Raw genomic sequence first — 24444 nt, 5'->3', positions numbered from 1 at the left:
AAGAGGGCACTCTTTGTGCTATCGGGGTGGGATTCGCCTTGACTGTGTGTAGGCGCTGTCCCGTAACGACGGGCTGCCAGGCCCAATCCATGGTCCTGCTTCATATCCTTCTATGCTGGGTCGGATGGGCGACGGCGCTATTGATCGCCGATCGTTGCGCGCCCGGAAATGGAGCAACGGCGATCAGGAAAAAAGATTTCGTGGGTTGTCGATTCCGCGGTCGCTCGTTCGATTATTCGACAGAGCCGCCTGCCGGCTTGTCGAATTTGTCTACCACCATCAGGAGATACGACCATGCGATTCATGGTGATTGTCAAAGCCAGTCCGGAGTCGGAAGCTGGCCAAATGCCCAGTCAGGAGCTGCTGGCGGCCATGGGCAGCTACAACGAAGAGCTGGCCAAGGCCGGTGTGATCCTCGCCGCCGAGGGGCTGCATCCCAGTGCCAAGGGCGCTCGCGTTCGGTTCAGCGGCAAGCAGCGCAGCGTGGTCGATGGCCCGTTCATGGAGACCAAGGAACTGATCGCCGGTTTCTGGATCTTCAATGTGCGGTCACTGCAAGAGGCCATCGACTGGGTCAAGCGTTGTCCGAACCCGATGCTCGGTGACTCTGAAATCGAAATCCGCCAGATCTTCGAGGCCGAGGACTTTGGCGAATGCTTTACCCCCGAGTTGCGCGAACAGGAAGAACGCCTGCGCACGCAGATGTCCGGTCAATCCTGAAACCCTGCCAGAATAGGAGTTCTATCATGAGTATGAGAATCATTCCTTACCTGATCTTCAACGGCAACTGCAAGGAAGCCTTTACCCTGTACAAGCAGGTCCTCGGTGGCGAGCTGTTTCTCCTGTCGTTTGCCGATGCCCCGGAGGAGGCCTGTGTGCCCAAGGATGCGCCGAACAAGGACAAAATCCTGCATGCCTGCCTGACGGTGGGCAACTACAGCCTGATGGCCTCCGATTGTCCGCCGCAGCAGCCATTCAGCAAGATCCAGGGCGTTTCGGTGTCGCTCAATGTCGATAGCGTCGCCGAGACCGAGCGCCTGTTCAAGGGGTTGAGCGCTGGTGGCAGCGTCCATATGGCGCCGGGCAAGACCTTCTGGTCGGAACGCTTCGCGATGTTCGAAGACCGTTTCGGCGTGGCCTGGATGGTCAATTACGAGGGTGCGAAGTAAGCGTCTGATGAGTGCTCAAGCCTGCAGTCGGATCGTACACTGCAGGCCTGAGCATGCTAGCGCGGTAACGGCATGCGCGACACCGGTCGTTCAGCTAGGGCGACCAGGCAATACGGGCATTTTTCGAACGCGACCGGCTGCGCGGGCCGAATCCCCTACCTTCATTCGAAGCCATGCCTGATAGGTAGCATCATGGCTGTCAGCCTGTCGCTATCGAGCAGACGACGCTCTTGCAAGACATTGCTCAGGGCTACCCGAGAGGACGGGTCCAACTGATGCTCTCGTTCCTTGAGTTCCAGCAGGATGGGGCTGGACCAACTGCGATAGGCACGCTCTGCAACACGAACTGCGGTCATTTCTCTCTCCTTGTCTCAAAGCCCATTGAACGCATGGGCAACTCCATGAGCAGGAAATCCTAGCCGAGAAATCGGCGCTGCGCTAATGCTCCCGCCGTGCGGTTGTCCGTTGACCTCGATCAAGGTGCCGCGGTCGCGGGGCATTACTGTAGTGGCTCCGGCCGGGCCATGGATTGCTCGTTGCAGCAGAGGCCCGGCGTATTGCTCAAGGAGGAGTTCAGTTATGCGTTCATTGAAAATTATTCTATTGGCATCGGCGTTCAACGGGTTGACCCAGCGCGCCTGGTTGGAGCTGCGCGAAGCGGGGCATCGGCCGAGTGTGGTGCTGTTCAGCGATGCCGAGACGGTCTGCGAGCAGATCGAGGACAGCCCCGCGACGCTGGTGATCTGCCCCTTCCTCAAGGACCGCGTGCCGGCCCGGTTGTGGCAGAACACCCAGCGTCCGGTGGTGATCATTCATCCGGGGATTGTCGGTGATCGCGGCGCCAGCGCGCTCGATTGGGCGATCACCCGGCAGCTGCCGACCTGGGGCGTGACGGCCTTGCAGGCCGCCGAGGAAATGGACAGCGGGGCGATCTGGGCCACCCATGAATTCGAGATGCCGACGGGCATTCGCAAGTCCGAACTCTACAATGGCGCGGTGGCCGATGCGGCCATGGCCTGTATCCACGACGTAGTGGCCAGGTTCGGCAGTGACTTTGTGCCGCAGCCCCTGGATTACCGTTCGCCACAGGTCCGTGGCCGCCTGCAGCCGAACATGCAGCAGAGTGACCGCAGTTTCAGCTGGCAGGATGACGCCGCGCTGATCCAGCGGCGCATTGATGCCGCCGATGGCCAGCCCGGCGTACTGGCCGAGTTGCTCGGCGAATCGTACTACCTCTATGACGCCCATCTGGACAGCCGTCGTGGCACGCCGGGGCAACTGCTGGCGGTGCATGACGATGCGGTGCTGGTGGCGACGGGGGACCGCAGCCTGTGGATCGGCTCGCTGCGCCGCAAACCCCGGCCGGGGGAAGAGACCTTCAAGCGCCCGGCGCGCCATGTGCTGGCCGGTCGACTCGACGACGTGCCGAGCTTGAACTGGTCCATCGCCCATTACCCGCATTGTGACGAGGCCTATCAACCGATCCGTTATCGCGAGCAGGGTGGCGTGGGTGAGCTGACGTTCGAGTTCTACAACGGCGCCATGAGCACCGAGCAATGCCGGCGGCTGGTCAGTGCCCTGCGCTGGGCCAAGGCGCGGGACACCGAGGTGTTGTTGTTTCGTGGCGGGCGCGGCAGTTTTTCCAACGGTGTGCACCTCAATGTGATTCAGGCGGCCGTGATTCCCGGGTTCGAGGCCTGGGCCAATATTCGCGCGATCAACGATGTCTGTCGCGAACTCCTGACCGCCCGCCAGTTGGTGATCAGTGGCCTGACCGGCAGCGCCGGTGCCGGTGGGGTGATGCTGGCCCTGGCGGCTGACGGGGTGTTCGCGCGCAGCGGCGTGGTGCTCAATCCGCACTACAAGAGCATGGGCCTCCATGGCTCCGAGTACTGGACCTACAGCCTGCCCCGCGCGGTCGGTTACGAGCGCGCGCTGCAGCTCACCGAGGACTGCCTGCCGATCAGCGTCGTCGAGGCGCGGGAAATGGGTTTGGTCCAGGATGTCGGCCCGCGTTGTCCGCTGGCTTTTGGCGCCTGGTTGATGGATCAGGCGCAGCGCGTGGCCCACGACCCGATCTATGAAGTAGTACGCGCGCGCCGGCAGACCCGCGATGTCGAGGACATGGAGCGCTGCCGCGAAGAAGAGTTGGCCGAGATGCAACTGGACATGGTCCAGGACCGCAACCGGTTTGCCGAAAAGTGCCGGCACTTTGTGTTCAAGCGCCGGGGCTGCGGAACACCTCGGCGACTGCTGGCGCTCTGGGCGAGCAGTGCCGAGGTGGTTAGCGTCTAGCGGGCGACCTGTCGGCCCAGCACATGGGCGTTGCCGAGGGCCGAGACCAGCACCTCGCTGCCGATCCGGGGGGCGTGCATGCCGGTGCTGCGTACCAGCAAGGAACGCCGTGCCTGCCCGCCGGCGGCCTGGGCTGTCAGCTCCACGGTCAAGGTGCAGGTGTTGCCGCCAAAGTCGCATTCAGTCACCCGCGCCGGGCTGCCGTTGCTCTCCGGCTGTCCCGGTACGCGGGGCACGAGTTGCAATTGCTCGGGGCGCAGCATGATCTGCGCCGGCCCGTGCCGACCTTCGTCGTTGACCGCCAGTTGTCCCAGCTCGCATTGGGCCCAGCCGTTCTCGATCACGGCGGGCAGGATCACCGCATCGCCGAGGAACAGCGCGGTGTCTTCATCATCCGGGCGCAGGTACAAGTCTATCGGTGGGCCGGCCTGGACCAACCGGCCCTTGCGCATCACGGCCAACTGATCGGCGAAGGACAGGGCTTCGGCCTGGTCATGGGTGACCAGGATGGTGGTTACCCCGGCCTCGGACAGCAGCCGCGCGACCATCTTGCGCATCGATGCCCGCAGCCCGGTGTCGAGGGCCGAGAACGGTTCGTCCAGCAACATCAGCCGTGGACGTTGTGCCAGGGCGCGGGCCAACGCCACTCGCTGCTGCTGGCCGCCGGACAGTTCATGGGGCCAGCGTTTAGCCATTTGTGGTTCCAGGGCCACGCTGTCCATCAGCTCGGCGACCCGCTGTTGCCGGGTGGCTTTGTCGACGATGCCGAAAGCGATGTTATCGGCCACTGTCATATGCGGGAACAGCGCGCCGTCCTGCGGCACGTAGCCGATCAGGCGCTGGTGGGCCGGGACCTGGGTCTGGGCATCCACCAGCGGCTGGCCGTCGAGGGTGATACGGCCGGCATCGGGAAACTCGAAGCCGGCGATCATCCGTAGCAGGGTGGTCTTGCCCGAGCCGGAAGGGCCGACGATGGCCGTGCGGCTGCCCGTGGCAATCGACAGGTTGATGTCTTCCAGGGCCGCTTGCGAACCGAAGGACTTGTACAGCGCGTTGATTTCAAGAGCGTTCATCGGCCAGCCGTGCGTTTGGATTGATGATAGAGAAGCCCGGTCAGCGGCAGTGACAGCAGGATCATGAGCAGCGCGTAGGGCGCGGCACCGGCGTAGTCGATTTCACTGGTCATTGCCCAGAAACCGGTGGCCAGGGTACGTGTGCCATTGGGCGCGAGCAGCAGGGTGGCGGTCAGTTCGTTGGTGATGGCCAGGAACACCAGCGCGGCGCCGGCGGCGGCTCCCGGCGCGGCAAGGCGCAGGGTGATCGACCAGAGTGCCCGGCCCGGCGAGCGGCCGAGGCTGCGGGCGATGTTTTCCAGTTCCACCGGCGCCTGGGCGATGCCGGCTCGCAAGCTGACCAGCGCGCGGGGCATGAACATCAACAGGTACGCCAGTAGCACGGTAATCGAGGTCTGGTAGATCGGTCGGGCGAAGTTGATGGTGACCGTGACCAGGGCCAGTGCGACGACAATGCCGGGCAGGGAACTGGTGATGTAGTTGCAGCTTTCCAGCAGGCGATGCAGACGCCCGGGCGAGCGGATCGACAACCAGGCCACGGGCACCGCCGCGCAGGTAGTCAGCAGGGCCCCGGCGACACCCAGCAGCAGGGTCTGTTCCAGGGCCGGGAACAAAGCGTCCAGTTGCCAGACCTCGCGGCCACCGGCAATCAGCCAACTGCCCAGGGTGATCAACGGCACGCCGAGGGCGAGCACGCTGCTGATGAGTGGAATGCTCAGCGCCAGCACTTTGGTGCCGCGGCTGAGGCGTACCGTGCGTTGCTGCCGCGCGCTGCCGGAACCGACCCGGGCATAGCGGGCCTTGCCACGGGCGGCCGACTCGACGGTCAACAGGCCCAGGCAGCACAGCGCCAGGATCCCGGCCAGGGTATGCGCCGCCGGGCCGCTGAAGGTCGACTTGAACTGGTCGAAGATCGCGGTGGTGAAGGTATCGAAGCGGATCATCGCGTAGAGGCCGTATTCGGCCAGCAGGTGCAGGCCCACCAGCAGGGCGCCGCCGCAGATCGCCAGGCGCAGTTGCGGCAGGACAATGCGGAAAAACACCGCCCAGGGTTTGAGGCCCAGGGACTCGCCGACATCCTCGATGGCCGGGTCCAGCCGCCGCAGAGTCGCGGCAATCGGCAGGTAGAGAAACGGGAAATAGGCGATCACCGACACCAGTACCCCGGCGAACAGCCCGTGGATCGGTGGCACCAGGCTGACCCAGGCGTAGCTGTGGACGAACGCCGGCACGGCCAGCGGCGCGGTGGCCAGCAATGACCAGGCGCGTCGGCCGGGCAGGTCGGTGCGTTCGGTCAGCCAGGCCAGCGCCAGTCCCAGCGCCACGCACAGGGGAATGGTGATGACCATCAGCAACAGGGTGTTGGCCAGCAACTCGGCCACCCGTGGGCGCCAGATCAGGGCTTCGAGCGTGCCCCAGCCGGTTTGCCAGGCAGACAGGATCACGAAGGCGATCGGTAGCAGCGCCAGCAGCGACACCAGCAGCGACAGCCCGATGATCCAGCTATTGCCCTGGCGGCCGAAGAAGTTTCTGGATCGCTTACGCGAAAGCGCCGCAGGCGCGTGAGCGACTGCGGCGGGGTCCAGGTGGGAAATGGACTCGGGGATCAATTACAGGATTCCGGCTTGGGTCATCAACTCCACCGCTTTCTTGCTGTCGAGTTTCGAGGCATCGACCTTGGGCGCATCGAGATCCTTGAGCGGCACCAGTTTGGCATTCGATTCGGCGCCCACGCCAACCGCGTATTCGAACGAGTTGCCGTTCTTCAGCACGGCCTGGCCATCTTTGCCGGTGACCCACTTGAGGAAGGCCTGGGCTTCTTCCTGGTGTTTGCTGGACTTGAGCACGCCACCGCCGGAGGTGCTGACAAAGGCGCCCGGGTCCTGGTGCTTGAAGTAGTGCAGGGAAGTGTTCTTGCTGTTTTCGCCGGTCTTGGCCTGATCGCCGAAGCTGTAGTAGTGGTAGATCACGCCGCTCTCGACCTGGCCGGCATTGACCGCCTTGAGCACCGCGCTGTTGCCGCGATAGATCGAGGCATTGGTTTTCATGGCCTTGAGCCAGTCCAGGGTCGCGGCTTCGCCCTTGAGTTCCAGTACGGCGGCGACAATCGCCTGGAAGTCGGCACCGGCCGGCGACGCGGCCCAGCGGCCTTTCCACGCGGGGGCGGCGAGGTCGAGCAGGGACTTGGGCAACTGGGCTTCGTTCAACTTGCTCTTGTTGTAGACGAACACGGTGGAACGGGCGGCAATGCCGACCCAGTTGCCGTGGGCCGGACGGTAGGCCGAGTCGATCTGTTCCAGGGTGGTCGGCGCGACCGGGGCGAACAGCTTGGCATTGTCCACCAGCACCATCGCCGGGGAGTTTTCGGTCAGGAACACGTCCGCCGGCGACTTGTCGCCTTCCTGGACAATCTGGTTGCCCATCTCGGTGTCATCGCCGTTGCGCAGGGTCACCTTGATCCCGGTTTCCTTGGTGAAGCCATCGACCCAGGCCTTGGTCAGGCTTTCGTGCTGGGCGTTATAGACCACGATGCCGTCGGCGCTCGGGGTGGCGTAGGCGTGGCCGGCGCTGAACAGGGCGGTGGCCAGCAGGGTGGTTTTCAGAAACGAAGGCAGACGGGGAATCATTGTGGGGGAAGCTCCTGCGGTCTTTTAGTCGTCGAGGTGGCGGATGCTGTCTGTACGTCAGCGCCGCCGGTCAAGTTAAACAATGGGAATCATTCGCATACTTGTCCGGGCGGCAATTTAGAGGGTGAAATGAGAAAAAAACGTCAAAACCAGCACGGCTCGCAAACAAATCTTAATCAATGTCGTTCGTATTTTGACTAAGTTAACGCTGCAGATTGTGCCACGAATGTGGCGTCATCGGTGAGTCTTGTCGAGACTAGGGTTTGATGTGCACGGCGAAGCGAATCACCAGGCGCGCAAAGAACGCGCCGCTGAAGATCACCGCCAGCAGGCGCAAGGTCTGCATCGCCAGGACCAGGCCGACATCGGAGTGGGTATCGACCGCGATGATCGCCATGGTGTCGAGCCCGCCGGGGCTGGTGGCCAGGTAGACCGAGAGGAAGTCCTGGCCGAGCAGTCGCGCCAGGACCCAGGCCGAGGCGGCGCACAAGGCGATCAGACTGATGGCGCCGAGGATCATCGCCGGCAGGCGCTTCCAGACGTACAACACGGTCGGGCGGTCGAAGCGCAGGCCGACGTAGCAGCCGATGGCGCCGTAGGCGATCGCCAGCAGCCAGGCGGGCAGGGTGATATGCAGCAAGCCGGAGAGCTGCAGACCGCCACCGAGCAGCAATGGCACCAGCAAGGCCCCCGCCGGTATCCGCATGCCCAGTACCACGCCGAGCACGACGGTGGCCAGGGTCAGCCCCAGGTTGAGCAGGCTGGAGCCGTGCTGTGCCAGGTCAGTGGCGTGCAGATCGCTGCCGTTGGCCGGGGCTTCGAGCAGATGGCTGACCAGCGCGCCGATCATCACCACACACACCACCCGTACATATTGCATGGTCGCCACCACCCGGGCGTCGGCCCCGAAATCGTCGGCCATCGAAACCATGGCCGACGCCGCGCCCGGTGAGGTGCCCCAGGCCGCCGTGCTTGGATGGATACCGCCGAAACGCACCATCGCCAGGCCCACCAGGGAGCTCAGGCCGATGGTCAGGAGCGTGGCGAGCAGCATCAGGTGCCAGGACTCACTCATCGCGCTCAGCACCGCCAGGGTCATCGAGTGCGCGGCCAGCAGACCGATGCAGCCCTGGCTCAGGCGGAAGGCTTCCTTGTGCAGGCGGATATGCGCACCGCTGACCCCGAAAGCGATCGCCACCAGCATCGGGCCGATAAATTGCCCGGCGGGCAGCTCGAGGTACTTGAGCAACTGTCCACTGCCACCGGCCAGCAAGAGCAGGGCCAGCCATTGCCGCAAACGCGACCAGGTGGACAGGGAAAACCATGATGATGCGGACAAGAACACTCTCCAAAGCGCTGGACGCTCCTGTTGCAGGGCGTTGAAAGTGGCGCGTTGGGCAAATTATTGATAGCGCAATTGATCAAGTCCAGTTTCTAATTGTGATGAAACGATAACTTTGGTTGATCAATATGGACCTGCGCGATCTCACCTATTTCGAAACCATCGCCGAACTCGGTCATCTGGGCCGCGCGGCGCAGAAACTCAATCGCAGCCAGCCGGCGCTGACCAAGAGCATCCAGCGTCTGGAGGCGTCGTTCGGGACCAAGCTGTTCGAGCGCGAGGGCCGGCGGATCAAGCTGACGCCGGTCGGTGAGTTGTTGCAACTGCGCGGTCGGCAGTTGCAGCAGAGCATTGCCGAGACCCACCGTGAAGTCCGCGACTTCGCCAGCGGCGTACTCGGCAATATCCGCCTGGGCTGCGCGGCGAGCATGGCCGAGTACCTGCTGCCGCAACTGACCTCGGCCTTGCTGGAGCGAGCCCCGGAGATCACCCTGAACCTGGCGATCGGCCAGGACGATATGTTGCGCGAGTCGCTGCGTTCCGGGCGGCTGGACATGGTGATCTGCCCATTGTTCGACGATGACCCGCAGTTGTTGTCGCATCCGTTGTTCGATGACGAAGCGGTGGTGGTCGCCAGCCGCAATCACCCGATTTTCGATGCGCCGATTCGCCTGAGCGAACTGGGACGTTATCGCTGGGTGCTGCCGGCGGCCGGGGTGTCGTCGCGGCGCTGGATCGACAATGTGTTCCTGGCCCATGACTTGCCGGCGCCCTCGGTGCAGATCGAGACCAACACGATTTCCCTGTTGCCGCGTTTGATCGGCCAGACCCGCTTGTTGAGCTTCCTGGCGCGCGAAACCCTGGAGGACGTCAAGGGCGCGACGCACCTGCGCGAGGTGCGGCTCAAGGAAACCACCATGAAGCGCACCCTGGTGGTCTCCGTGCGGGCCGGCGGCTATTTGTCCCCGGCGGCCCAGACCATGCTCGACCTGCTCAAGCGCGATGGCCGGGCGTTTTTCAGCGCGCGTTGAGCCTGATCCTCGCCAGCTCGGTCAACTAAAGTTAATTCGAAAAGTCGGGTCCAGGGTGGTGGAGCTAAACGTGCCCGCTGGAAGGACCGGAAAGGTCGGATCTATGAGTGGGACAGCCAGCATGGCGCCGTCGAAATGTATGACAAGCAAGGTAAGCATTTAGGGGAGTTTGATCCTATTACTGGCGAACAAACCAAACTAGCGAGTCCCAGTCGAAAAGTAGAGAAGTAGAGGTTTTTATGTATTTGTGTCTCACAGGTTTTTTGCCAAACAATGACGAAGATGACTCGCTCAAGTTTGAGCTTTGTTTGGATCCTTCGCATAACGAGAAAATCGTGAGCTTGCTTGGCTATAAAAACCTCAATGCGATGGCTGAGGGGCTGTGGGATTTGAGTGATAGCCAAGTGAGAGAAATATCAGCGCTGATTGGAAAGGAGCTTCCAACTGATTTGGAAATGCTCATCGGTGTGGAGGCTTGAGCTCACGCCAGATAGGACGGATTTAACGATGAATGTTTGTATTACCGGCTTTTTGCCTGAAGGCAATGATGATGAATTTATAAAGTCCTGCAGGAGCCTGTCTTGTCGGGACGCCGCACCGTAGCGAAGAGGCCCGTGAGAACGCTAGAAAACTTGCAAATAGCTCAGCCCTTGCCCTCGGTACTCCCGCTGCTCACCTCCGCAGGCACATCATCCCCAGCCATACGCTTGCGAAACAACCCGGTGCGGGCCAGCAGCAGGGTGGTCACCGGCACGGTGATCGACAGCAGGATCGGGATCAGCCAGGCATGGATCACCGGCTCCGACTTGAGCGCCGAAAAATACAGGATCGAGGCCAGCGCCACGCACCAGGCACCGAGGGTCGAGGCCAGTGCCGGCGGGTGCATGCGTTGGAAGAAGTCCTTCATGCGCAACAGGCCGATGGCGCCGCACAGGGCCAACAGGCTGGCGGCCAGCAGCAACAAGGCCACCGGAATTTCGATCCACGGCGATAACGCGTTCATTCGATCACCTCGCCGCGCAGAAGGAATTTGGCCAGGGCAAACGAGCCGACAAAGCCGAACAGGGCAATCAGCAGCGCCGCTTCGAAATAGGTGTCGCTGGCGTAGCGGATACCCAGCACCAGCATCATCAGCATGGCAATCAGGTAGAGGTAGTCCAGGGCCAGGACCCGGTCTTGCGCTGACGGGCCCTTGAACAGCCGGACCACGGTCAGGACCAGCGCCACGCTGAAAATAAACAGGCTCAGCAGGATCGCATTGGCGAGCAGTCCGCTCATTCGAAGATCTCCATCAGGGGGCGTTCATAGGTCGCCTTGAAGTGCTGGATAAACGCCGCCTCCTGGTCCAGGTCGAACACATGCAACAGCAGGACGCTACGGTCCAGGGCCAGTTCCGACCAGACGGTGCCGGGAATCACCGTGCAAATCATCGCCAGCGCGGCCAGGCCGTTGGCGTCGCGCAACTCGAGGGGCACCTTGACGAAGGCCGAGCGTGGCGCGCGGCGGCCGGCGTTGAGCACGTTCCAGGCGACGGCGAGGTTCGATAGCAGCATGTCAGCGCCGACCCGCAGGAGCAGGCGCAGGATCACCCCGGGACGGCGGATACGGATCGGCCGTGGGCGCAATGGCGCCATCATCAGCGGGGCGAAGACGCCCAGGGCCGCCCCCAGCAGCAGGTTGCCGGGGCTCAGCGACAGGTTCAGTACCAGCCACAACAGCCAGAGCGCCAGGGATAGCCAGGGCGCGGGGAACAGACGTTTCATGGCTGTACCTCGACGGCGGCGGACGGATTCGGTATCGGGCGGCTGGCCTGCACGGCGCTGATGTAGCGCCCGGGACTGTCGAGGGATTCAGCCGCGGCCTGGGTATAGCGCAGCAGCGGCTCGGCCTTGACGGTCAGCAGGATGCACAGGCCCAGCAGGGCGACGATCGGCAGGTATTCGAAGCGCCGCAGCGCCGGCGACGGGCGCTCCAGGGGTGTCCAGAAGCGCGAGATGCCCATGCGCGAGAAAGCCAGCAGTGAGCTGAGCCCGGATAGCACCAGCAACGCCAACAGGGCCCAGGCCGCCGTGGAGATCGGAGCGTCGATGCCGAGCCCTTTCGGGTTGAGCAGGGCGCTGAGCAAGCTCAGCTTGCCGATAAAGCCGGACAGTGGCGGCATGCCGATGATCAGCAGGGCGCAAGCGATAAAACTCAAGCCGAGAAAGGCCATGGTCCAGGGAATGACCTGGCCGACCACGGCTTTCTGTTCGTCGTCCAGGTTGGTGCCCGGACGCGGGTGCGGGGATTCCTGCGGCCGTGGCAGCGGATCGATGTCTTCGTCCAGCGGCAGTTCGTTGGCCGAGCGCGAGCGTTCGATCAGTTCGGCCAGGAGGAACAGCGCACTCAGGGCCAGGGTCGAGCTGACCAGGTAGAACAGCGCGCCGGCCGTAAGGTTCGGCTGGGCAAACCCGATGGCTGAGAGCAGGATGCCGGCCGATACCAGGATACTCAGGCTGGCCAGGCGCTCCAGGCGTTGGGCGGCGAGGATCGCCACGGCGGCGCCGGCGATGGTCGCCATGCCACCGTAGATCAGCCAGTCAGCGCCGAAATGCGCCGAGGCGCCGGCTTCGCCAGAGAACAGCAGGGTCCATAGACGCAGCAAGGTATAGACCCCGACCTTGGTCATGATCGCGAACATCGCCGCCACCGGGGCGCTGGCCGCGGAGTACGCCGGCACCAGCCAGAAGTTCAGCGGCCACATCCCGGCCTTGGCCAGGAAAGCCACGGCCAGAATCGCCGCGCCGGCGTGCAGCAGGCCGTGATCGGCTTCCGGCACCAGCGGGATCTTCAGGGCCAGATCGGCCATGTTCAGGGTGCCGGTGACACCATAGATCAATGCCGCGCCGATCAGGAACAGCGACGAGGCCAGCAGGTTGATCGCGATGTAGTGCAATCCCGCCGAGACCCGCGAGCGCCCCGAACCGTGCAGGAGCAAGCCGTAGGAAGCGGCCAGCAGGACCTCGAAGAACACGAACAGGTTGAACAGGTCGGCAGTCAGGAAGGCGCCGTACAAACCCATCAACTGGATCTGGAACAGTGCGTGGAAGCTGGCGCCGGCGCGGTCCCAGCGGGCAATGGCGAACAGCAGCGCGCTCACGCCGATAATGCCGGTCAGCACCAGCATCAGCGCCGAGAGGCGGTCGACCACCAGCACGATGCCGAACGGCACCTGCCAGTTGCTCGGCAGGTAGACGCCGATGGAGGCGGTTTCGCCGGCCTGGGTGCCGAGTAGCAAGAGCACCGAGATGCCCAGGCCGATCAGGCTCGAGCCCAGGTTGAGGCGGGCCTTGAGCGGCCGGTGTTTCTCGCCGAGCATCAGCATCAGCGCCGCCGTGAGCAGCGGCAGCAGGATCGGCGCGATGATCAGGTGCGACATCGGGTTCATTCCTTGGGCTCCCGGCCATCGACGTGGTCGGTGCCGGTCAGGCCCCGCGAGGCCAGCAGCACCACCAGGAACAGCGCGGTCATGGCGAAGCTGATGACGATGGCGGTGAGCACCAGGGCCTGGGGCAGCGGGTCGGTGTAGTGGAGCAGGTCCTGGGGCACGCCATCCTTGATCATCGGTTCCTTGCCGATAAACAGGCTGCCCATGCTGAAGATAAACAGGTTGACCCCATAGGACAGCAGGCACAGCCCCATCACCACCTGGAACGTCCGCGGGCGCAGTACCAACCAGACACCGGAGGCCGCGAGTACGCCGATGGCAATTGCAATGACTTCTTCCATCAGGCGGCTCCTGGCTTGGCTTGAGAGGCAAGTTGCTGGCTCGGCCGATGGGCACGGACCGATTGGTGCGCCAGGGCGGTGAGGATCAGCAGCGTTGAGCCGACCACTACCGCGTACACGCCGATATCGAAGAACAGCGCGCTGGCGACATGGACGTCGCCCAGCAGTGGCAGGTGCAGGTGGGCGCTGTGGGTGGTCAGGAACGGATACCCGAAGGCCATCGCTCCGAGGCCGGTGAACGTGGCGAACAACAGGCCGGTACCCATCCAGCGCAACGGCCGCAGGCGCATCTGCGCTTCGACCCACTGGGTGCCGGCAACCATGTATTGCAGGATAAACGCCACCGACATCACCAGGCCGGCGACAAAGCCGCCGCCCGGTTGGTTGTGGCCGCGCATGAACAGGTACAGCGAAATCACGAAGGCGATCGGCAGCAGCAGACGCACCAGTACCGCCGGCACCATCATGAAGCCCAGGGCGGTATCGCTGGCGCTGCGCGGGTTGACCAGGTCGGTGACCACGTCCGGCGCCAGTTGACGTTGCTGGTTGGGCAGTTCCAGGCTTTCCTTCGGCGGGCGGAAGCGCCGTAACAGGGCGAATACGGTCAGGGCGGTGGCCACCAGCACGGTGATTTCCCCGAGGGTATCGAAGCCGCGGAAGTCCACCAGCATGACGTTCACCACGTTGCCGCCGCCGCCTTCGGGCAGGGCGTGGCGCAGGTAGAACGAAGAGATATCGTTGGGCGTCTGTCGGGTCAGCATGGCATAGGACAACAGCGCCATGCCGCCGCCCACCGTCCCCGACAGCAGCAGGTCGCGCAGGCGGCGAACACGCGCCTTGCGCAGGCTGCCGGGCAAGGGCGAGACCTCCTCGATACGCCGTGGCAGCCAGCGCAAGCCGAGCAGGATCAGCACCGTGGTCACCACTTCGACCACCAGTTGGGTCAGAGCCAGGTCCGGCGCGGAGAACCAGACAAAGGTCATGCAGGTCACCAGGCCGCAGACGCCGACCATGATCAGGGCCGCCAGCCGGTGGTACTTGGCTTGCCAGGCGGCGCCCAGGGCGCAGGCGATGGCCAGCAGCCAGAGGGTGACGAAGACGATCGATCCGGGGATTTTCGGCCGCTCGCCCCAGGACAGGCTGCTGTGCAACATCGGGATCAGGCCGCCGACCACCGCCGCCAGCACCAACAGGAACAGCTGGGTTTGCAGGCGCTGGGTGCTGACCAGGCGTTCGACACGCCGGGCGCAGCGCATCAGGATCACCAGGCTGCGTTCGAACAGGCGCTTGCCGTTGAAGCGGCCGATCAGCGGTGGGCGGCTGAAGCGGCCGCGCTTGAGCTGTTTGCGCAGCAGCAGATAGAGCAGCACGCCGGCGGACATGGCGATCAGGCTCATGATCATCGGTGCGTTGAGGCCATGCCAGATCGCCAGGCTGTACTCGGGCAAGGTCCCGCCGACCACCGGCAGGGCCGCGGCGGCGAGGATCGAGCCGACCACCTGGGCCGGGAAGATTCCCACCAACAGGCAAGTGAATACCAGCAGTTCCACCGGCGCGCGCATCCAGCGCGGTGGCTCATGGGGCGTATGGGGCAGGTCGCTGGCCGTGGGGCCGAAGAACACATCGACGGTAAAGCGCAGCGAGTAGGCAACACTGAACGTGCCGGCGAGGGTGGCGATGACCGGCAACGCCATTTCGACCCAGGCGGTGGAAGTGATGAACACGGTTTCGGCGAAAAACATTTCCTTGGACAGGAAACCGTTGAGCAGCGGCACCCCGGCCATTGAGGCGCTGGCGACCATCGCCAGGGTGGCGGTGAACGGCATCAGCTTGATCAAACCGCTGAGCTTGCGGATATCGCGGCTGCCGCTTTCGTGGTCGATGATGCCGGCGGCCATGAACAGCGAGGCCTTGAAGGTGGCGTGGTTGAGAATATGGAACACCGCGGCCACCGCCGCCAGCGGGCTGTTCAGGCCCAGCAGCAGGGTGATCAGGCCCAGGTGGCTGATGGTGGAGTAGGCCAGCAGGCCCTTGAGGTCGTTCTGGAACATGGCGCAGTAGGCGCCGAGCATCAGGGTCGCGGCCCCGGCGCCGCCGACGATCCAGAACCATTCATCGCTGCCGGAGAGCGACGGCCACAGGCGCGCGAGGAGAAACACCCCGGCCTTGACCATGGTCGCCGAATGCAGATAGGCCGAGACCGGGGTTGGCGCGGCCATGGCGTGGGGCAGCCAGAAGTGGAAGGGGAACTGCGCGCTCTTGCTCAGGGCGCCGATCAGGATCAGTGGCAGCAGCAGCGGATACAGGGCGTGGGCGCGGATCCGATCGCCGGCCACGAGCACGGTGTCCAGGTCATAGCTGCCGACCACATGACCGAGAATCAGCACGCCGGCCAGCAGGCACAGGCCGCCGGCCCCGGTCACGGTCAGCGCCATATAGGCGCCACGACGGGCGTCGCTGCGGTGATGCCAGTAGCCGATCAGCAGGAAGGAGAACAGGCTGGTCAGTTCCCAGAAGAACACGATCTGGATCAGGTTACCCGACAGTACCAGGCCGAGCATGGCGCCCATGAACGCCAGGAAAAACGCGAAAAAGCGTGGCACCGGATCTTCCGGCGACATGTAGTAACGGGCATACAGCGACACCAGCGTACCGATGCCCAGTACCAGGATCGAGAACAGCCAGGCGAAGCCGTCCAGGCGCAGGACGAAGTTCAGGCCCAGGCTGGGCAGCCAGTTGACGGTCTCGTGAATCACGCCGCCGTGGGCAATCTGCGGGTAGTACAGTGCCATCTGCAGGGTGCCGGCCAGGGCAATCACCCCGGCCAGGAGCGATTCGCTGTTGCGGGCGTTATGCGGTAGCACGGCGGCCAGACAGCTGCCGATAAAAGGCAGAAGCAGTAGAACTATCAGGGACATAGGCTTCTAATCTGCAGGAGTTTGCGAAGAATCATACGTGGCACGCCGAGGATCACCAACCGGGAACCTGTGGCAGAATCCTACAAGGTAGGTGGTAAATGGCTGATGCGCCTGGTCTGACTCGTGGACGGATGAACGTCTAGGACGGGGAGTCGGCTGGATATGGGAAGTTCAAGGTGGTGTGAAGCTGAGTGATAGTTTGTGGCGAGCGGGCTTGCCCGCGCTCGGCTGCACCGCAGCCGTAAAACCGGACATCTCGTTCTGCCTGATACAGCGAGATCAGCGGTTTTGGGGCCGCTGCGCGCCCCAGCGCGGGCAAGCCCGCTCGCCACAATAAAACGCAAAAACCTGTAGGAGTCGAGCTTGCTCGCGAAGAACGATAACGCGGTTCAGCTATTTGTTCGGGTCCAGCCCTTCGGCTTCTGTTGCCTCTTCAATGACCTCGACACGTTGTTTACCCTTGGTTTTCAACTCACTGACGATTACTGCCGCGACGATCAACGCCGCCCCCAATAGCGCGATCCCGGGCAGGCGCTCGCCGGCCAAACGCCCGGCAATTCCGGCCCATACCGGCTCCCCGGCATAGATCAGGGTCGCGCGAGTCGGCGACACGCTCTTCTGCGCCCAGTTCATCGCCACCTGGATCGCCGCGCTGGCGGCGCCAAGGCCGACCGCGCTGGCCAGCAGCAACCAGGAAAACTCCGGCAACGCCTCCTGGGTCGGGACGATCATCAGAAACGCCAATATCGACGCGGTGCCCAACTGCACCACGGTCACCCGGCGTACATCGACCTTGCCGGCATAGTTGCTGATCAGGATGATCTCGGCGGCAATCGCAATGGCGCTGATCACCGTGGCGATCTCCCCGGAGCTGAAATTCAGCTGCGCGCCATTGGGCCCGGACAACAGCATCAGGCCGGTAAACGCCAGCATGATCCCGATACTCGGCATCAGTCCCGGGCGCTTGCCCAGCACCAGCCATTGCAGCAGCGGCACGAAGGGCACGTACAACGCGGTAATGAACGCCGACTGGCTGCTGGGAATACTTTGCAGACCCACGGTTTGCAGACCGTAGCCGAGCATGATCGCGGTACCGATGAAGAACCCCGCCTTCAGCTCGAAGGCGGTGATACCGCGCAGGCTGTTGGCCGAGAACAGGGCGACGATGCTGGCTGCCGCGGCGAAGCGCAGGCCGACGAAGAACATCGGGCCACTGACGGTCATGGCGTTCTGCACCAGCAGGAAGGTGCCGCCCCACACGACGGTGATCAGGATCAGCACGCACTCGGCCTTGCTGAACCGCAGGGTCGAGGCAAACGAGGTGTTGGAGTTCGCCGCAGTCATGGCCTTGCACACTATCCGGGTGAGACGCACAATGCGCCGAAGCTGGGCAGTATACTGCGCAAACCAATCAAGTGAGCAATATAGTGCACAAAGAAACTTCGCAGCGCGCGTCGGTATTGCAGCATGTCAGTTTGAACGTGCGTCGCCTGCGCCATGCGGCTCAATTGAGCCAGAGCGCACTATCGGAAAAATCCGGGGTCAGCCGCCGTATGCTGGTGGCGATCGAGGCGGGGGAAAAGAATGTCAGCCTGACCACCCTGGACCGGGTGGCCGAGGCGTTGGGCGTGGCTTTCAGCGACCTGATCCAGGCGCCGGATGCCCGCGACCCGAGTCGGATCAACGAACTGGCCTGGGCCGGGCTGATTCCGGGGAGCAAGGCGGTATTGCTGGCCAAGGCGATGGCCAGCCGCGAAGTCGAACTCTGGGAGTGGCGCCTGGAACCGGGGGAACGCTATGACTCGGAGCCGGACTGCGACGGCTGGAGCGAGCAGATCTACGTCTTTGAAGGCTGCCTGACGGTGCTGCTCGGGGAGCAGCCGCGCCTGGTAGCGGCTGGGGAGTTCTTCATGTTTCCCAGCAACCAGCCCCATGGCTATCGCAACGATGGCGAAGTGGCGACGCGCTTTATCCGCAACGTGGTGTTGTAGGCACCACGACCCCGTAGAGCCTGGCTTGCCAGCGAAGAGGCCCTTGAGGCCGCCAAAAGCTTCGCGGGCAATCGAGCGTCGACCGGCCGTTCCTACAGGTCCGTGCTGTTCTCAAGTCTCCATCTTCATCTCTGGCCGGCGTGGGAAAAACCCCGTACCCACTGTTGCCTGGGCAACAGTGTCCGCACAGTTTGCTGTTTTATAGCGGTGATCTGTTCTGCGTTTTAAATTTAACTTACTGAAAAATATAGATTTTATTTTCAGGCACGACTCCTGCTATGTCCTTGTCATGCGTTTCGCATTTTCAAGGACTCTGGAGTCGGTCTATGACAACTGTCGCCAAACCTGCTTACACCGCCCATGTCATCCGTTCGGATGAAGAGGCCATTGCCACGGCCAGGACCCTCGCCGCGCGTTTTGCCGTCGAGGCCGGCGTGCGTGACCGCGAGCGGCGCCTGCCAGCCGCCGAACTCGACGAATTCGCCGCCAGCGGCCTGTGGGGCATTACCGTTCCCAAGGCCTACGGCGGTGCCGGCGTTTCCTATGTGACGGTGGCGCAAGTCATCAAGATCATTTCGGCCGCCGACTCGTCCCTCGGGCAGATACCGCAGAACCATCTCGGCCTGGTGGATATCCTGCTGCACACCGGTAGCGCGGAACAAAAGCAGTATTACTTCGCCAAGGTGCTGCAAGGCTATCGTTTCGGCAACGCGTTTTCCGAAGCCAAGAGCAAGAACGCCGGCACCTTCGACACCCGTATCCGTTTTGACGGCGACAGCGCGCGCATCGACGGTGAAAAGTTCTACTGCACCGGTGCCTTGTTCGCCCATATCGTCCCGGTGGTCGGGCTCGACGAGGCCGGCCAGGCACAGATCGCCTTTGTCGAACAGGGTGCCCCGGGCCTGACCATCGTCGATAACTGGGATGGCTTCGGCCAGCGCACCACCGCCAGCGGCAACGCCTTGTTCAACGACGTGCGGGTGCCGCGCAGCAGCGTGATTCCAGCGCACAAGGCCTTTGACCTGCCCACCGCCAGCGGCCCGATTTCGCAGATTATCCAGGCCGCCGTCGACACCGGCATTGCCCTCGGCGCCCTCGAAGCAACCAAGCAGCATGCCCGTCAGGCCCGGCCCTGGATCGACAGCCAGCAGGAACATGGTTGGCAGGACCCGTTCACCCAGGCCGCCATCGGCGACCTGGAGTGGCGGGTGCACGGCACCGAAGCGATCCTGGACAAGGCCGGGCAGGCGGTCGACCACGCGCTGGCGCAGCCCAGCGAAGACAGCGTCGCCCTGGCCTCGGTGGTGGTGGCCGAGGCCAAGGTGCTGTCCGCCGAAATCGCGCTGCTGGCCAGCAGCAAGCTTTTCGAACTGGCCGGTACCCGTTCGGTATCGGCCAGGCACAACCTCGATCGCCATTGGCGCAATGCCCGCACGCACACCCTGCATGACCCGGCCCGCTGGAAATACCACCTGATCGGCAATTACTTGCTCAACGGCGTCAAACCGGCCCGACATGCCTGGAACTAGGAGCTCACGATGAACGCATTGACTTCTCCCATCAGCCAACAACCCACCCTGGCGCAGGTGGCGGGCGATCTGCACCACGCCCGCCAAGTCCTGGAGCGGACCCTGGGTGTTGTGCGTACCCATGCCCGGTTGGCGACCGATCCCCAAGTGATCGGCAAGTTTGGCGACCTGTGGATTCGCATTGACGTGGCGGCGGCCCTGCTGGAGCGCGCCGAGCACATTGCCGCTGGCGGCCAGGACGCGGCCGAAAAAGTCATCGCGGTCGCCGAGGCCAGTATCGCCAGCAGCGACGCCCTGGCGCAGGTCGGCCAGGTCGAACTGGAGCTGACCGGCCAGCGCAGCGAGTGGCCACCCAGCCATGATCCGCTGCAGGATCCGTTGCATCTCAAATACCGCCTGATCGGTGATTTCCGCCTCAATGGTGTGGTTCCGCCGGACGCCAGGAGTGCTGTCGATGTCCCGTGAAATCCGCCTCAATGCCTTCGACATGAACTGCGTCGGCCATCAGTCACCCGGGCTGTGGGCCCATCCACGGGACCGTTCCTGGCAATACAAGGACCTGGAGTACTGGACCGACCTGGCGAAGATCCTCGAACGGGGCAAGTTCGACGGCCTGTTTATCGCCGATGTGCTGGGCATCTATGACGTCTACAACGGCAATGGCGACGCGGCGATCCGCCAGGCGACCCAGGTGCCGGTGAATGATCCGTTGCAGTTGATCCCGCCCATGGCGCTGGTCACCGAGCACCTGGGCTTCGGTCTCACCGCCTCGCTGTCGTTCGAGCACCCGTATCCGTTTGCCCGACGCCTTTCCACCCTGGACCACCTGACCAAGGGCCGCGCCGGTTGGAACATCGTCACCTCGTACCTGGAAAGCGGCGCGAAGAACCTTGGCCAGCGCGCCCAGACCGAACATGACGCGCGTTACGACTATGCCGAAGAGTATCTGGAGGTCTGCTACAAGCTCTGGGAAGGCAGTTGGGAAGACGGCGCGATCCTGCGTGACCGGACGCGCAAGGTGTTCAGCGACCCGAGCAAGATCCACGAGATCCAGCATGTCGGCAAGCACTTCCAGGTGCCCGGCATCCACCTCTGCGAACCGTCGCCGCAACGCACGCCGGTACTCTACCAGGCCGGCGCGTCCAGTCGTGGCAAGCAGTTCGCCGCCGAGCATGCCGAGTGCGTGTTCGTCGCCGCGCCGTCCAAGGTCCTGCTGAAAAAACTCGTGGCCGATATCCGTCGGCGCGCGGCCGAGGCCGGTCGGGACCCGAGGAGCATCCTGATCTTCAACCTGCAGACGGTGATTCTCGGCGAGACCGACGCCAAGGCCAAGGCCAAGTTCGAGGAATACAGATCCTATGTCAGCTACGAGGGTGCCATGGCGCTGATCTCGGGCTGGACCGGGATCGACTTCAGTCAGTTCAAGCCCGATGAACCGTTGCGGCATGTGCACACCAACGCTATCCAGTCGGCGGTGGAGAGCTTTTCCACGGCCGACCCGAACCGGATCTGGACGCCTAACGAGCTGGCGGATTGGGTCGGGATCGGTGGCTTCGGGCCGTTGTTTGTCGGCAGCCCGGAAACCGTGGCGGACCTGTTGCAGGAGTGGGTTGAAGAGACCGATGTCGATGGTTTCAACCTGGCCTATGCACTGACCCACGAGACCTTTGTCGATGCGGTGGACTTGTTGGTGCCGGAGTTGCAGAAGCGCGGTGTGTACAAGACCGAGTACACCCCGGGGACCTTGCGCGAGAAGCTCTTCGGCGCGGGGCCGAAGCTGGCGGATATCCATCCGGGGGCGGGGTATCGGGACCTGGCGGCGTCGCGCGGGAAGAGCCTGCGATCGGCCTGATCAGCCACTCCATGGCGATAGAACTGTTTGTGGCGAGCGGGCTTGTCGGGACGCCGCACCGCCACTCTCGACTGCGAAGCAGTCGCAAAACTGATTGCCGTGTTCTACCTGACACACCGCGATCACTGGTTTTAGGGGCGCTTCGCACCCCAACGGGGGCAAGCCCCCTCGCCACATTGACTGAACGAGGTGAGCCCATGAGCGTGCACGAACTGAAACGTCCGCCCGTTATCCATCCGCCGCACCCTGAAACGGTCTCGATCTTCCCCGGTGCCCTTGAGCAACTGCGCCACTGGGCCCAGGTCAGTCCGTTGCAGGCGGCCTTGCGTCACAAGCGCCACGGACAATGGCACAGCTGGCGCTGGATCGATGCCTTGCGCGAAGTCGAGCGCCTGGCCGACGGCCTGCGCCAGCAGGGCTTCAGCGCCGACTCGCGGCTGGCCGTCAGCGGTGTCCTGGAACCGAACCTGTTGCTGCTGGCACTGGCCGCTCATTCCATTGGCGGCAAGGTCTTGAGCCTGGCCCCGGACCTGACCGCCGAAACCCTCGGCCAGACCTTCTGGCGCCTGCAACCCAGCCACGGGTTTGTCGACAACGGCCAGCAACTGCTCGACTGGCTCGCTGCCGCTGATTCCAGCACCGTCCCCACGGTACTGATCGCCAATCAATTGCCCGGACGCCTACCCGGTTCACCCAGGCAACGCGTGCTCGCCTTCGCCAGTCTCGGTGGCAACAGCCAGGAGCCACGCCCGCAAGTGTTGTGGCGCGCGGCGAGTCTCCAGCCGCCATTGTGGAGCGAAGAAGATACCCACTGGCAGGGCGGCTTGAGCGTGGTGCTGGAGCAGTGGCTGCACGGCGGCCACGGCCTGGCCTTCCCGGAGAGCCGCGACAGCGCCAGTCGTGATCGCGGCGAGGTCGCGCCGTCCGGCCTGTTGCTGTCAGCGGAACGCCTGCAGACGCTGGCGGACGAAATCGACCAACGCCTGGCCCCTCCGGGCAGTTGGCGCCGGCGCCTGTGCGAGTGGGCGCTGGCCCATCCCGAACGGCTCGTGGCCCGTTTGCTCAAGCAACGTGTGCGGCGCTTGCTGGGCTTCCAACGTCTGCAATACATCTGGCAACCGGCAACACCATCGAACGTACCGGCGGCCTTCAATCAATGGCGGGTCGATGCCCCGGGACGGAAAAGCGCATGAGTACCCTCGAACCGATTTTGCAAGTGCGCGGCGTGTCGCTGTCGTTCAAAGGGGTCAAGGCCATCAACGAACTGTCGTTCGACGTGCTACGCGGTGAGATCTGCGCCCTGATCGGGCCCAACGGCGCGGGCAAGAGCTCGTTGCTCAACCTGTTGAACGGGGTCTACCGCTTCGACAGCGGCGAGATCGTCTTCGCGCGGCAGCGCTTTCGCCGCATCGATCCCCTGGACGCGGCCCGTCGCGGCATTGGCCGGACCTTCCAGAACAATGCGCTGTTCAAGAAGATGAGCGTGATCGACAACCTCCTGACCGGTCTGTCGCGGCATATGCGCAGCCACTTTCTCGAACAGGCCCTGGGCCTGCCCCGGGCGCGGCGGGAGGCGGAAGCCTTTCGCCGCAAGGCCCAGCACATTCTCCAGTTGCTGGAGCTGCAGGCCGTGCGCGATGTGCCGGTGGGCACCTTGTCCTATGGCCGGCAAAAACGCGTGGAGCTGGGGCGCGCGCTGATCGCCGGGCCCACGCTGTTGCTGCTGGACGAACCGATGGCCGGCATGAACGCCGAAGAAAAACAGGAAATGGCGCGGTTTATCGCCGACGTCAATCGCGACCTCGGCACCACCGTGGTGCTGATCGAACATGACATGGGGGTGGTGATGGGCTTGTCCGATCATGTGGTGGTACTCGATTACGGGCGCAAGGTCGGCGACGGTACGCCGGCCGAGGTGCAGGGCAATCCCGAGGTGATCGCGGCCTACCTGGGAGCCGTGCACTGATGGCGTTTTTCCTAGAGACCCTGATCGGCGGCTTGCTCGCCGGGACCCTGTATTCGCTGGTCGCCATCGGCTTCGTGCTGATCTACAAGGCCAGTGGTGTGTTCAATTTCGCCCAGGGCGCGATGCTGCTGTTCGCCGCCCTGACTTTCGTCAGCCTGCACGATCAAGGCGTGCCGTTCGCCCTGGCGCTGCTGCTGGCGGTCGGGGTGATGGTGATCGGTGCGCTGCTGATCGAGCGCCTGGTGTTGCGGCCGTTGGTCAATCGCTCGCAGATCACCTTGTTCATGGCCACTCTCGGCCTGTCCTTCATTATCGAGGGCCTGGCGCAAGGGCTGATGGGTTCACAGGTCCGCGCGCTGGACCTGGGCATCGACGACGTGCCGCTGTTTGTCCACGGGGTGATGCTCAGCCAGTTCGACCTGATTGCCGCCGCCACCGCCGTGGTGCTGGTCGTGGTCCTGGCGCTGCTGTTCAACAAGACCCGGATCGGCATATCGCTGCGGGCGGTGGCCGACGACACCACGGCGGCGCTGTCGATTGGCATCAACCTCAATCGCATCTGGCAGATCGTCTGGGCGGTGGCCGGCTGTGTCGGCCTGGTGGCGGGCCTGCTCTGGGGCGCGCGCCAAGGGGTGCAGTTTTCCCTGTCGCTGGTGGTGCTCAAGGCCTTGCCGGTGTTGATCATTGGTGGCTTCACCTCGATCGGCGGGGCGATTGTCGGCGGGCTGATCGTCGGCGCCGCCGAGAACCTCGCCGAAGTCTATATCGGGCCGCTGATCGGTGGCGGCATCACCCCCTGGTTCGCCTATGTCCTGGCGTTGGCCTTCCTGTATATCCGCCCGGCCGGCCTGTTCGGCGAGCGGGCCATCGAGCGAGTCTGAAG

General features: G+C 63.6%; 23 protein-coding genes and 2 pseudogenes. 13 read left to right on the top strand and 12 right to left on the bottom strand.

All coding sequences use genetic code 11. From position 1 onward, the window contains the following. Nucleotides 1–294 precede the first annotated feature (294 nt). Both PFEN_RS15590 and PFEN_RS15585 read left to right on the top strand, forming a co-directional pair. The gene (locus PFEN_RS15590) at nt 295–720 is read left to right on the top strand and encodes a YciI family protein (RefSeq protein WP_191487706.1); all 426 of its coding nucleotides are present in this window, start codon (nt 295–297) and stop codon (nt 718–720) included. Between the two features lie 32 nt (nt 721–752). Then, nucleotides 753–1169 carry a VOC family protein gene (locus PFEN_RS15585; RefSeq protein ID WP_191487879.1) on the top strand — a complete coding sequence of 139 codons (417 nt, stop codon included), beginning with the start codon at nt 753–755 and terminating at the stop codon, nt 1167–1169. A 161-nt stretch (nt 1170–1330) separates the two neighbouring features. Here the strand turns inward: PFEN_RS15585 and PFEN_RS15580 are convergent, their stop codons facing one another. Continuing rightward, nucleotides 1331–1525 (bottom strand): hypothetical protein, encoded by a 195-nt coding sequence (locus tag PFEN_RS15580; protein WP_191487705.1) that lies wholly within the window; start codon nt 1523–1525, stop codon nt 1331–1333. A 223-nt stretch (nt 1526–1748) separates the two neighbouring features. On the opposite strand from PFEN_RS15580, the gene PFEN_RS15575 reads away from it, so the two are divergent. Further along, complete coding sequence (locus tag PFEN_RS15575) at nt 1749–3464, top strand: hydrogenase maturation protein (RefSeq protein ID WP_191487704.1); 1716 nt, start codon at nt 1749–1751, stop codon at nt 3462–3464. Here the strand turns inward: PFEN_RS15575 and PFEN_RS15570 are convergent. From PFEN_RS15570 to PFEN_RS15555, 4 genes are all read right to left on the bottom strand, one after another. Beyond that, on the bottom strand, nt 3461–4537 hold the full coding sequence (locus PFEN_RS15570; protein WP_191487703.1) for an ABC transporter ATP-binding protein: 1077 nt from the start codon (nt 4535–4537) through the stop codon (nt 3461–3463). The genes PFEN_RS15575 and PFEN_RS15570 overlap by 4 nt on opposite strands. Then, nucleotides 4534–6132: an ABC transporter permease gene (locus PFEN_RS15565; protein ID WP_191487878.1), complete on the bottom strand. Its 1599-nt coding sequence runs from the start codon at nt 6130–6132 to the stop codon at nt 4534–4536. Before PFEN_RS15565 ends, PFEN_RS15570 begins: the two co-directional genes overlap by 4 nt. Nucleotides 6133–6147: 15 nt before the next feature. Next, on the bottom strand, nt 6148–7164 hold the full coding sequence (locus PFEN_RS15560; RefSeq protein ID WP_191487702.1) for an iron ABC transporter substrate-binding protein: 1017 nt from the start codon (nt 7162–7164) through the stop codon (nt 6148–6150). A gap of 256 nt (nt 7165–7420) precedes the next feature. Beyond that, on the bottom strand, nt 7421–8503 hold the full coding sequence (locus PFEN_RS15555) for an AbrB family transcriptional regulator (protein WP_191487701.1): 1083 nt from the start codon (nt 8501–8503) through the stop codon (nt 7421–7423). A gap of 131 nt (nt 8504–8634) precedes the next feature. Between PFEN_RS15555 and PFEN_RS15550 the strand changes: the two genes are divergently transcribed. The 3 genes and pseudogenes from PFEN_RS15550 to PFEN_RS15540 all read left to right on the top strand — a co-directional run bounded on the left by PFEN_RS15550 (nt 8635) and on the right by PFEN_RS15540 (nt 10016). Continuing rightward, entirely contained in the window at nt 8635–9537 is a 903-nt protein-coding gene (locus PFEN_RS15550; RefSeq protein WP_191487700.1) for a LysR family transcriptional regulator, read from the top strand. 36 nt (nt 9538–9573) lie between these two features. After that, nucleotides 9574–9768 (top strand): annotated as a pseudogene (locus PFEN_RS15545) (colicin E3/pyocin S6 family cytotoxin); the annotation flags it as partial. Nucleotides 9769–9776: 8 nt separating this feature from the next. After that, nucleotides 9777–10016: a pyocin S6 family toxin immunity protein gene (locus PFEN_RS15540; protein WP_191487699.1), complete on the top strand. Its 240-nt coding sequence runs from the start codon at nt 9777–9779 to the stop codon at nt 10014–10016. Between the two features lie 164 nt (nt 10017–10180). On the opposite strand, the gene PFEN_RS15535 is transcribed toward PFEN_RS15540, so the two are convergent. The 7 genes and pseudogenes from PFEN_RS15535 to PFEN_RS15505 all read right to left on the bottom strand — a co-directional run bounded on the left by PFEN_RS15535 (nt 10181) and on the right by PFEN_RS15505 (nt 17692). Further along, nucleotides 10181–10540 (bottom strand): Na+/H+ antiporter subunit G, encoded by a 360-nt coding sequence (locus PFEN_RS15535; RefSeq protein ID WP_191487698.1) that lies wholly within the window; start codon nt 10538–10540, stop codon nt 10181–10183. Next, nucleotides 10537–10815 carry a K+/H+ antiporter subunit F gene (locus PFEN_RS15530; protein ID WP_191487697.1) on the bottom strand — a complete coding sequence of 93 codons (279 nt, stop codon included), beginning with the start codon at nt 10813–10815 and terminating at the stop codon, nt 10537–10539. Before PFEN_RS15530 ends, PFEN_RS15535 begins: the two co-directional genes overlap by 4 nt. Beyond that, the gene (locus tag PFEN_RS15525) at nt 10812–11300 is read right to left on the bottom strand and encodes a Na+/H+ antiporter subunit E (RefSeq protein ID WP_191487696.1); all 489 of its coding nucleotides are present in this window, start codon (nt 11298–11300) and stop codon (nt 10812–10814) included. The genes PFEN_RS15530 and PFEN_RS15525 overlap by 4 nt, the downstream gene beginning before the upstream one ends. Continuing rightward, nucleotides 11297–12964, bottom strand: coding sequence for a monovalent cation/H+ antiporter subunit D (locus PFEN_RS15520; RefSeq protein ID WP_191487695.1), 1668 nt, complete (start codon nt 12962–12964; stop codon nt 11297–11299). Before PFEN_RS15520 ends, PFEN_RS15525 begins: the two co-directional genes overlap by 4 nt. After that, complete coding sequence (locus PFEN_RS15515; protein ID WP_191487694.1) at nt 12961–13305, bottom strand: Na+/H+ antiporter subunit C; 345 nt, start codon at nt 13303–13305, stop codon at nt 12961–12963. Before PFEN_RS15515 ends, PFEN_RS15520 begins: the two co-directional genes overlap by 4 nt. Beyond that, nucleotides 13305–16223, bottom strand: coding sequence for a monovalent cation/H+ antiporter subunit A (locus PFEN_RS15510; RefSeq protein WP_191487693.1), 2919 nt, complete (start codon nt 16221–16223; stop codon nt 13305–13307). The genes PFEN_RS15515 and PFEN_RS15510 overlap by 1 nt, the downstream gene beginning before the upstream one ends. Nucleotides 16224–16616: 393 nt before the next feature. Continuing rightward, nucleotides 16617–17692, bottom strand: a pseudogene (locus PFEN_RS15505) (DMT family transporter). Between PFEN_RS15505 and PFEN_RS15500 the strand changes: the two are divergent. From PFEN_RS15500 to PFEN_RS15470, 7 genes are all read left to right on the top strand, one after another. Further along, nucleotides 17651–18214, top strand: a complete 564-nt coding sequence (locus PFEN_RS15500) for a helix-turn-helix domain-containing protein (protein ID WP_191487691.1) — start codon at nt 17651–17653, stop codon at nt 18212–18214. The pseudogene PFEN_RS15505 and the gene PFEN_RS15500 sit on opposite strands and share 42 nt — an antisense overlap. Before the next feature lie 326 nt (nt 18215–18540). Continuing rightward, nucleotides 18541–19743 (top strand): SfnB family sulfur acquisition oxidoreductase, encoded by a 1203-nt coding sequence (locus tag PFEN_RS15495; protein WP_191487690.1) that lies wholly within the window; start codon nt 18541–18543, stop codon nt 19741–19743. 9 nt (nt 19744–19752) lie between these two features. Further along, nucleotides 19753–20208: a hypothetical protein gene (locus PFEN_RS15490; RefSeq protein WP_191487689.1), complete on the top strand. Its 456-nt coding sequence runs from the start codon at nt 19753–19755 to the stop codon at nt 20206–20208. Next, nucleotides 20198–21595, top strand: a complete 1398-nt coding sequence (locus PFEN_RS15485) for an LLM class flavin-dependent oxidoreductase (RefSeq protein ID WP_191487688.1) — start codon at nt 20198–20200, stop codon at nt 21593–21595. Before PFEN_RS15490 ends, PFEN_RS15485 begins: the two co-directional genes overlap by 11 nt. Nucleotides 21596–21792: 197 nt before the next feature. Next, nucleotides 21793–22788 (top strand): AMP-binding protein, encoded by a 996-nt coding sequence (locus tag PFEN_RS15480; protein ID WP_191487687.1) that lies wholly within the window; start codon nt 21793–21795, stop codon nt 22786–22788. Next, nucleotides 22785–23561: an ABC transporter ATP-binding protein gene (locus PFEN_RS15475; RefSeq protein WP_191487686.1), complete on the top strand. Its 777-nt coding sequence runs from the start codon at nt 22785–22787 to the stop codon at nt 23559–23561. Before PFEN_RS15480 ends, PFEN_RS15475 begins: the two co-directional genes overlap by 4 nt. Next, nucleotides 23561–24442, top strand: coding sequence for a branched-chain amino acid ABC transporter permease (locus PFEN_RS15470; protein ID WP_191487685.1), 882 nt, complete (start codon nt 23561–23563; stop codon nt 24440–24442). Before PFEN_RS15475 ends, PFEN_RS15470 begins: the two co-directional genes overlap by 1 nt. The last annotated feature ends 2 nt before the right edge of the window (nt 24443–24444 follow it).

The sequence above is a fragment of the Pseudomonas sp. FEN genome, assembly GCF_904067045.1.
Taxonomy (GTDB): domain Bacteria; phylum Pseudomonadota; class Gammaproteobacteria; order Pseudomonadales; family Pseudomonadaceae; genus Aquipseudomonas.
The sequence above is the reverse complement of the archived record's forward strand: the minus strand, read 5'-3'. Positions and strand labels throughout refer to the sequence as shown.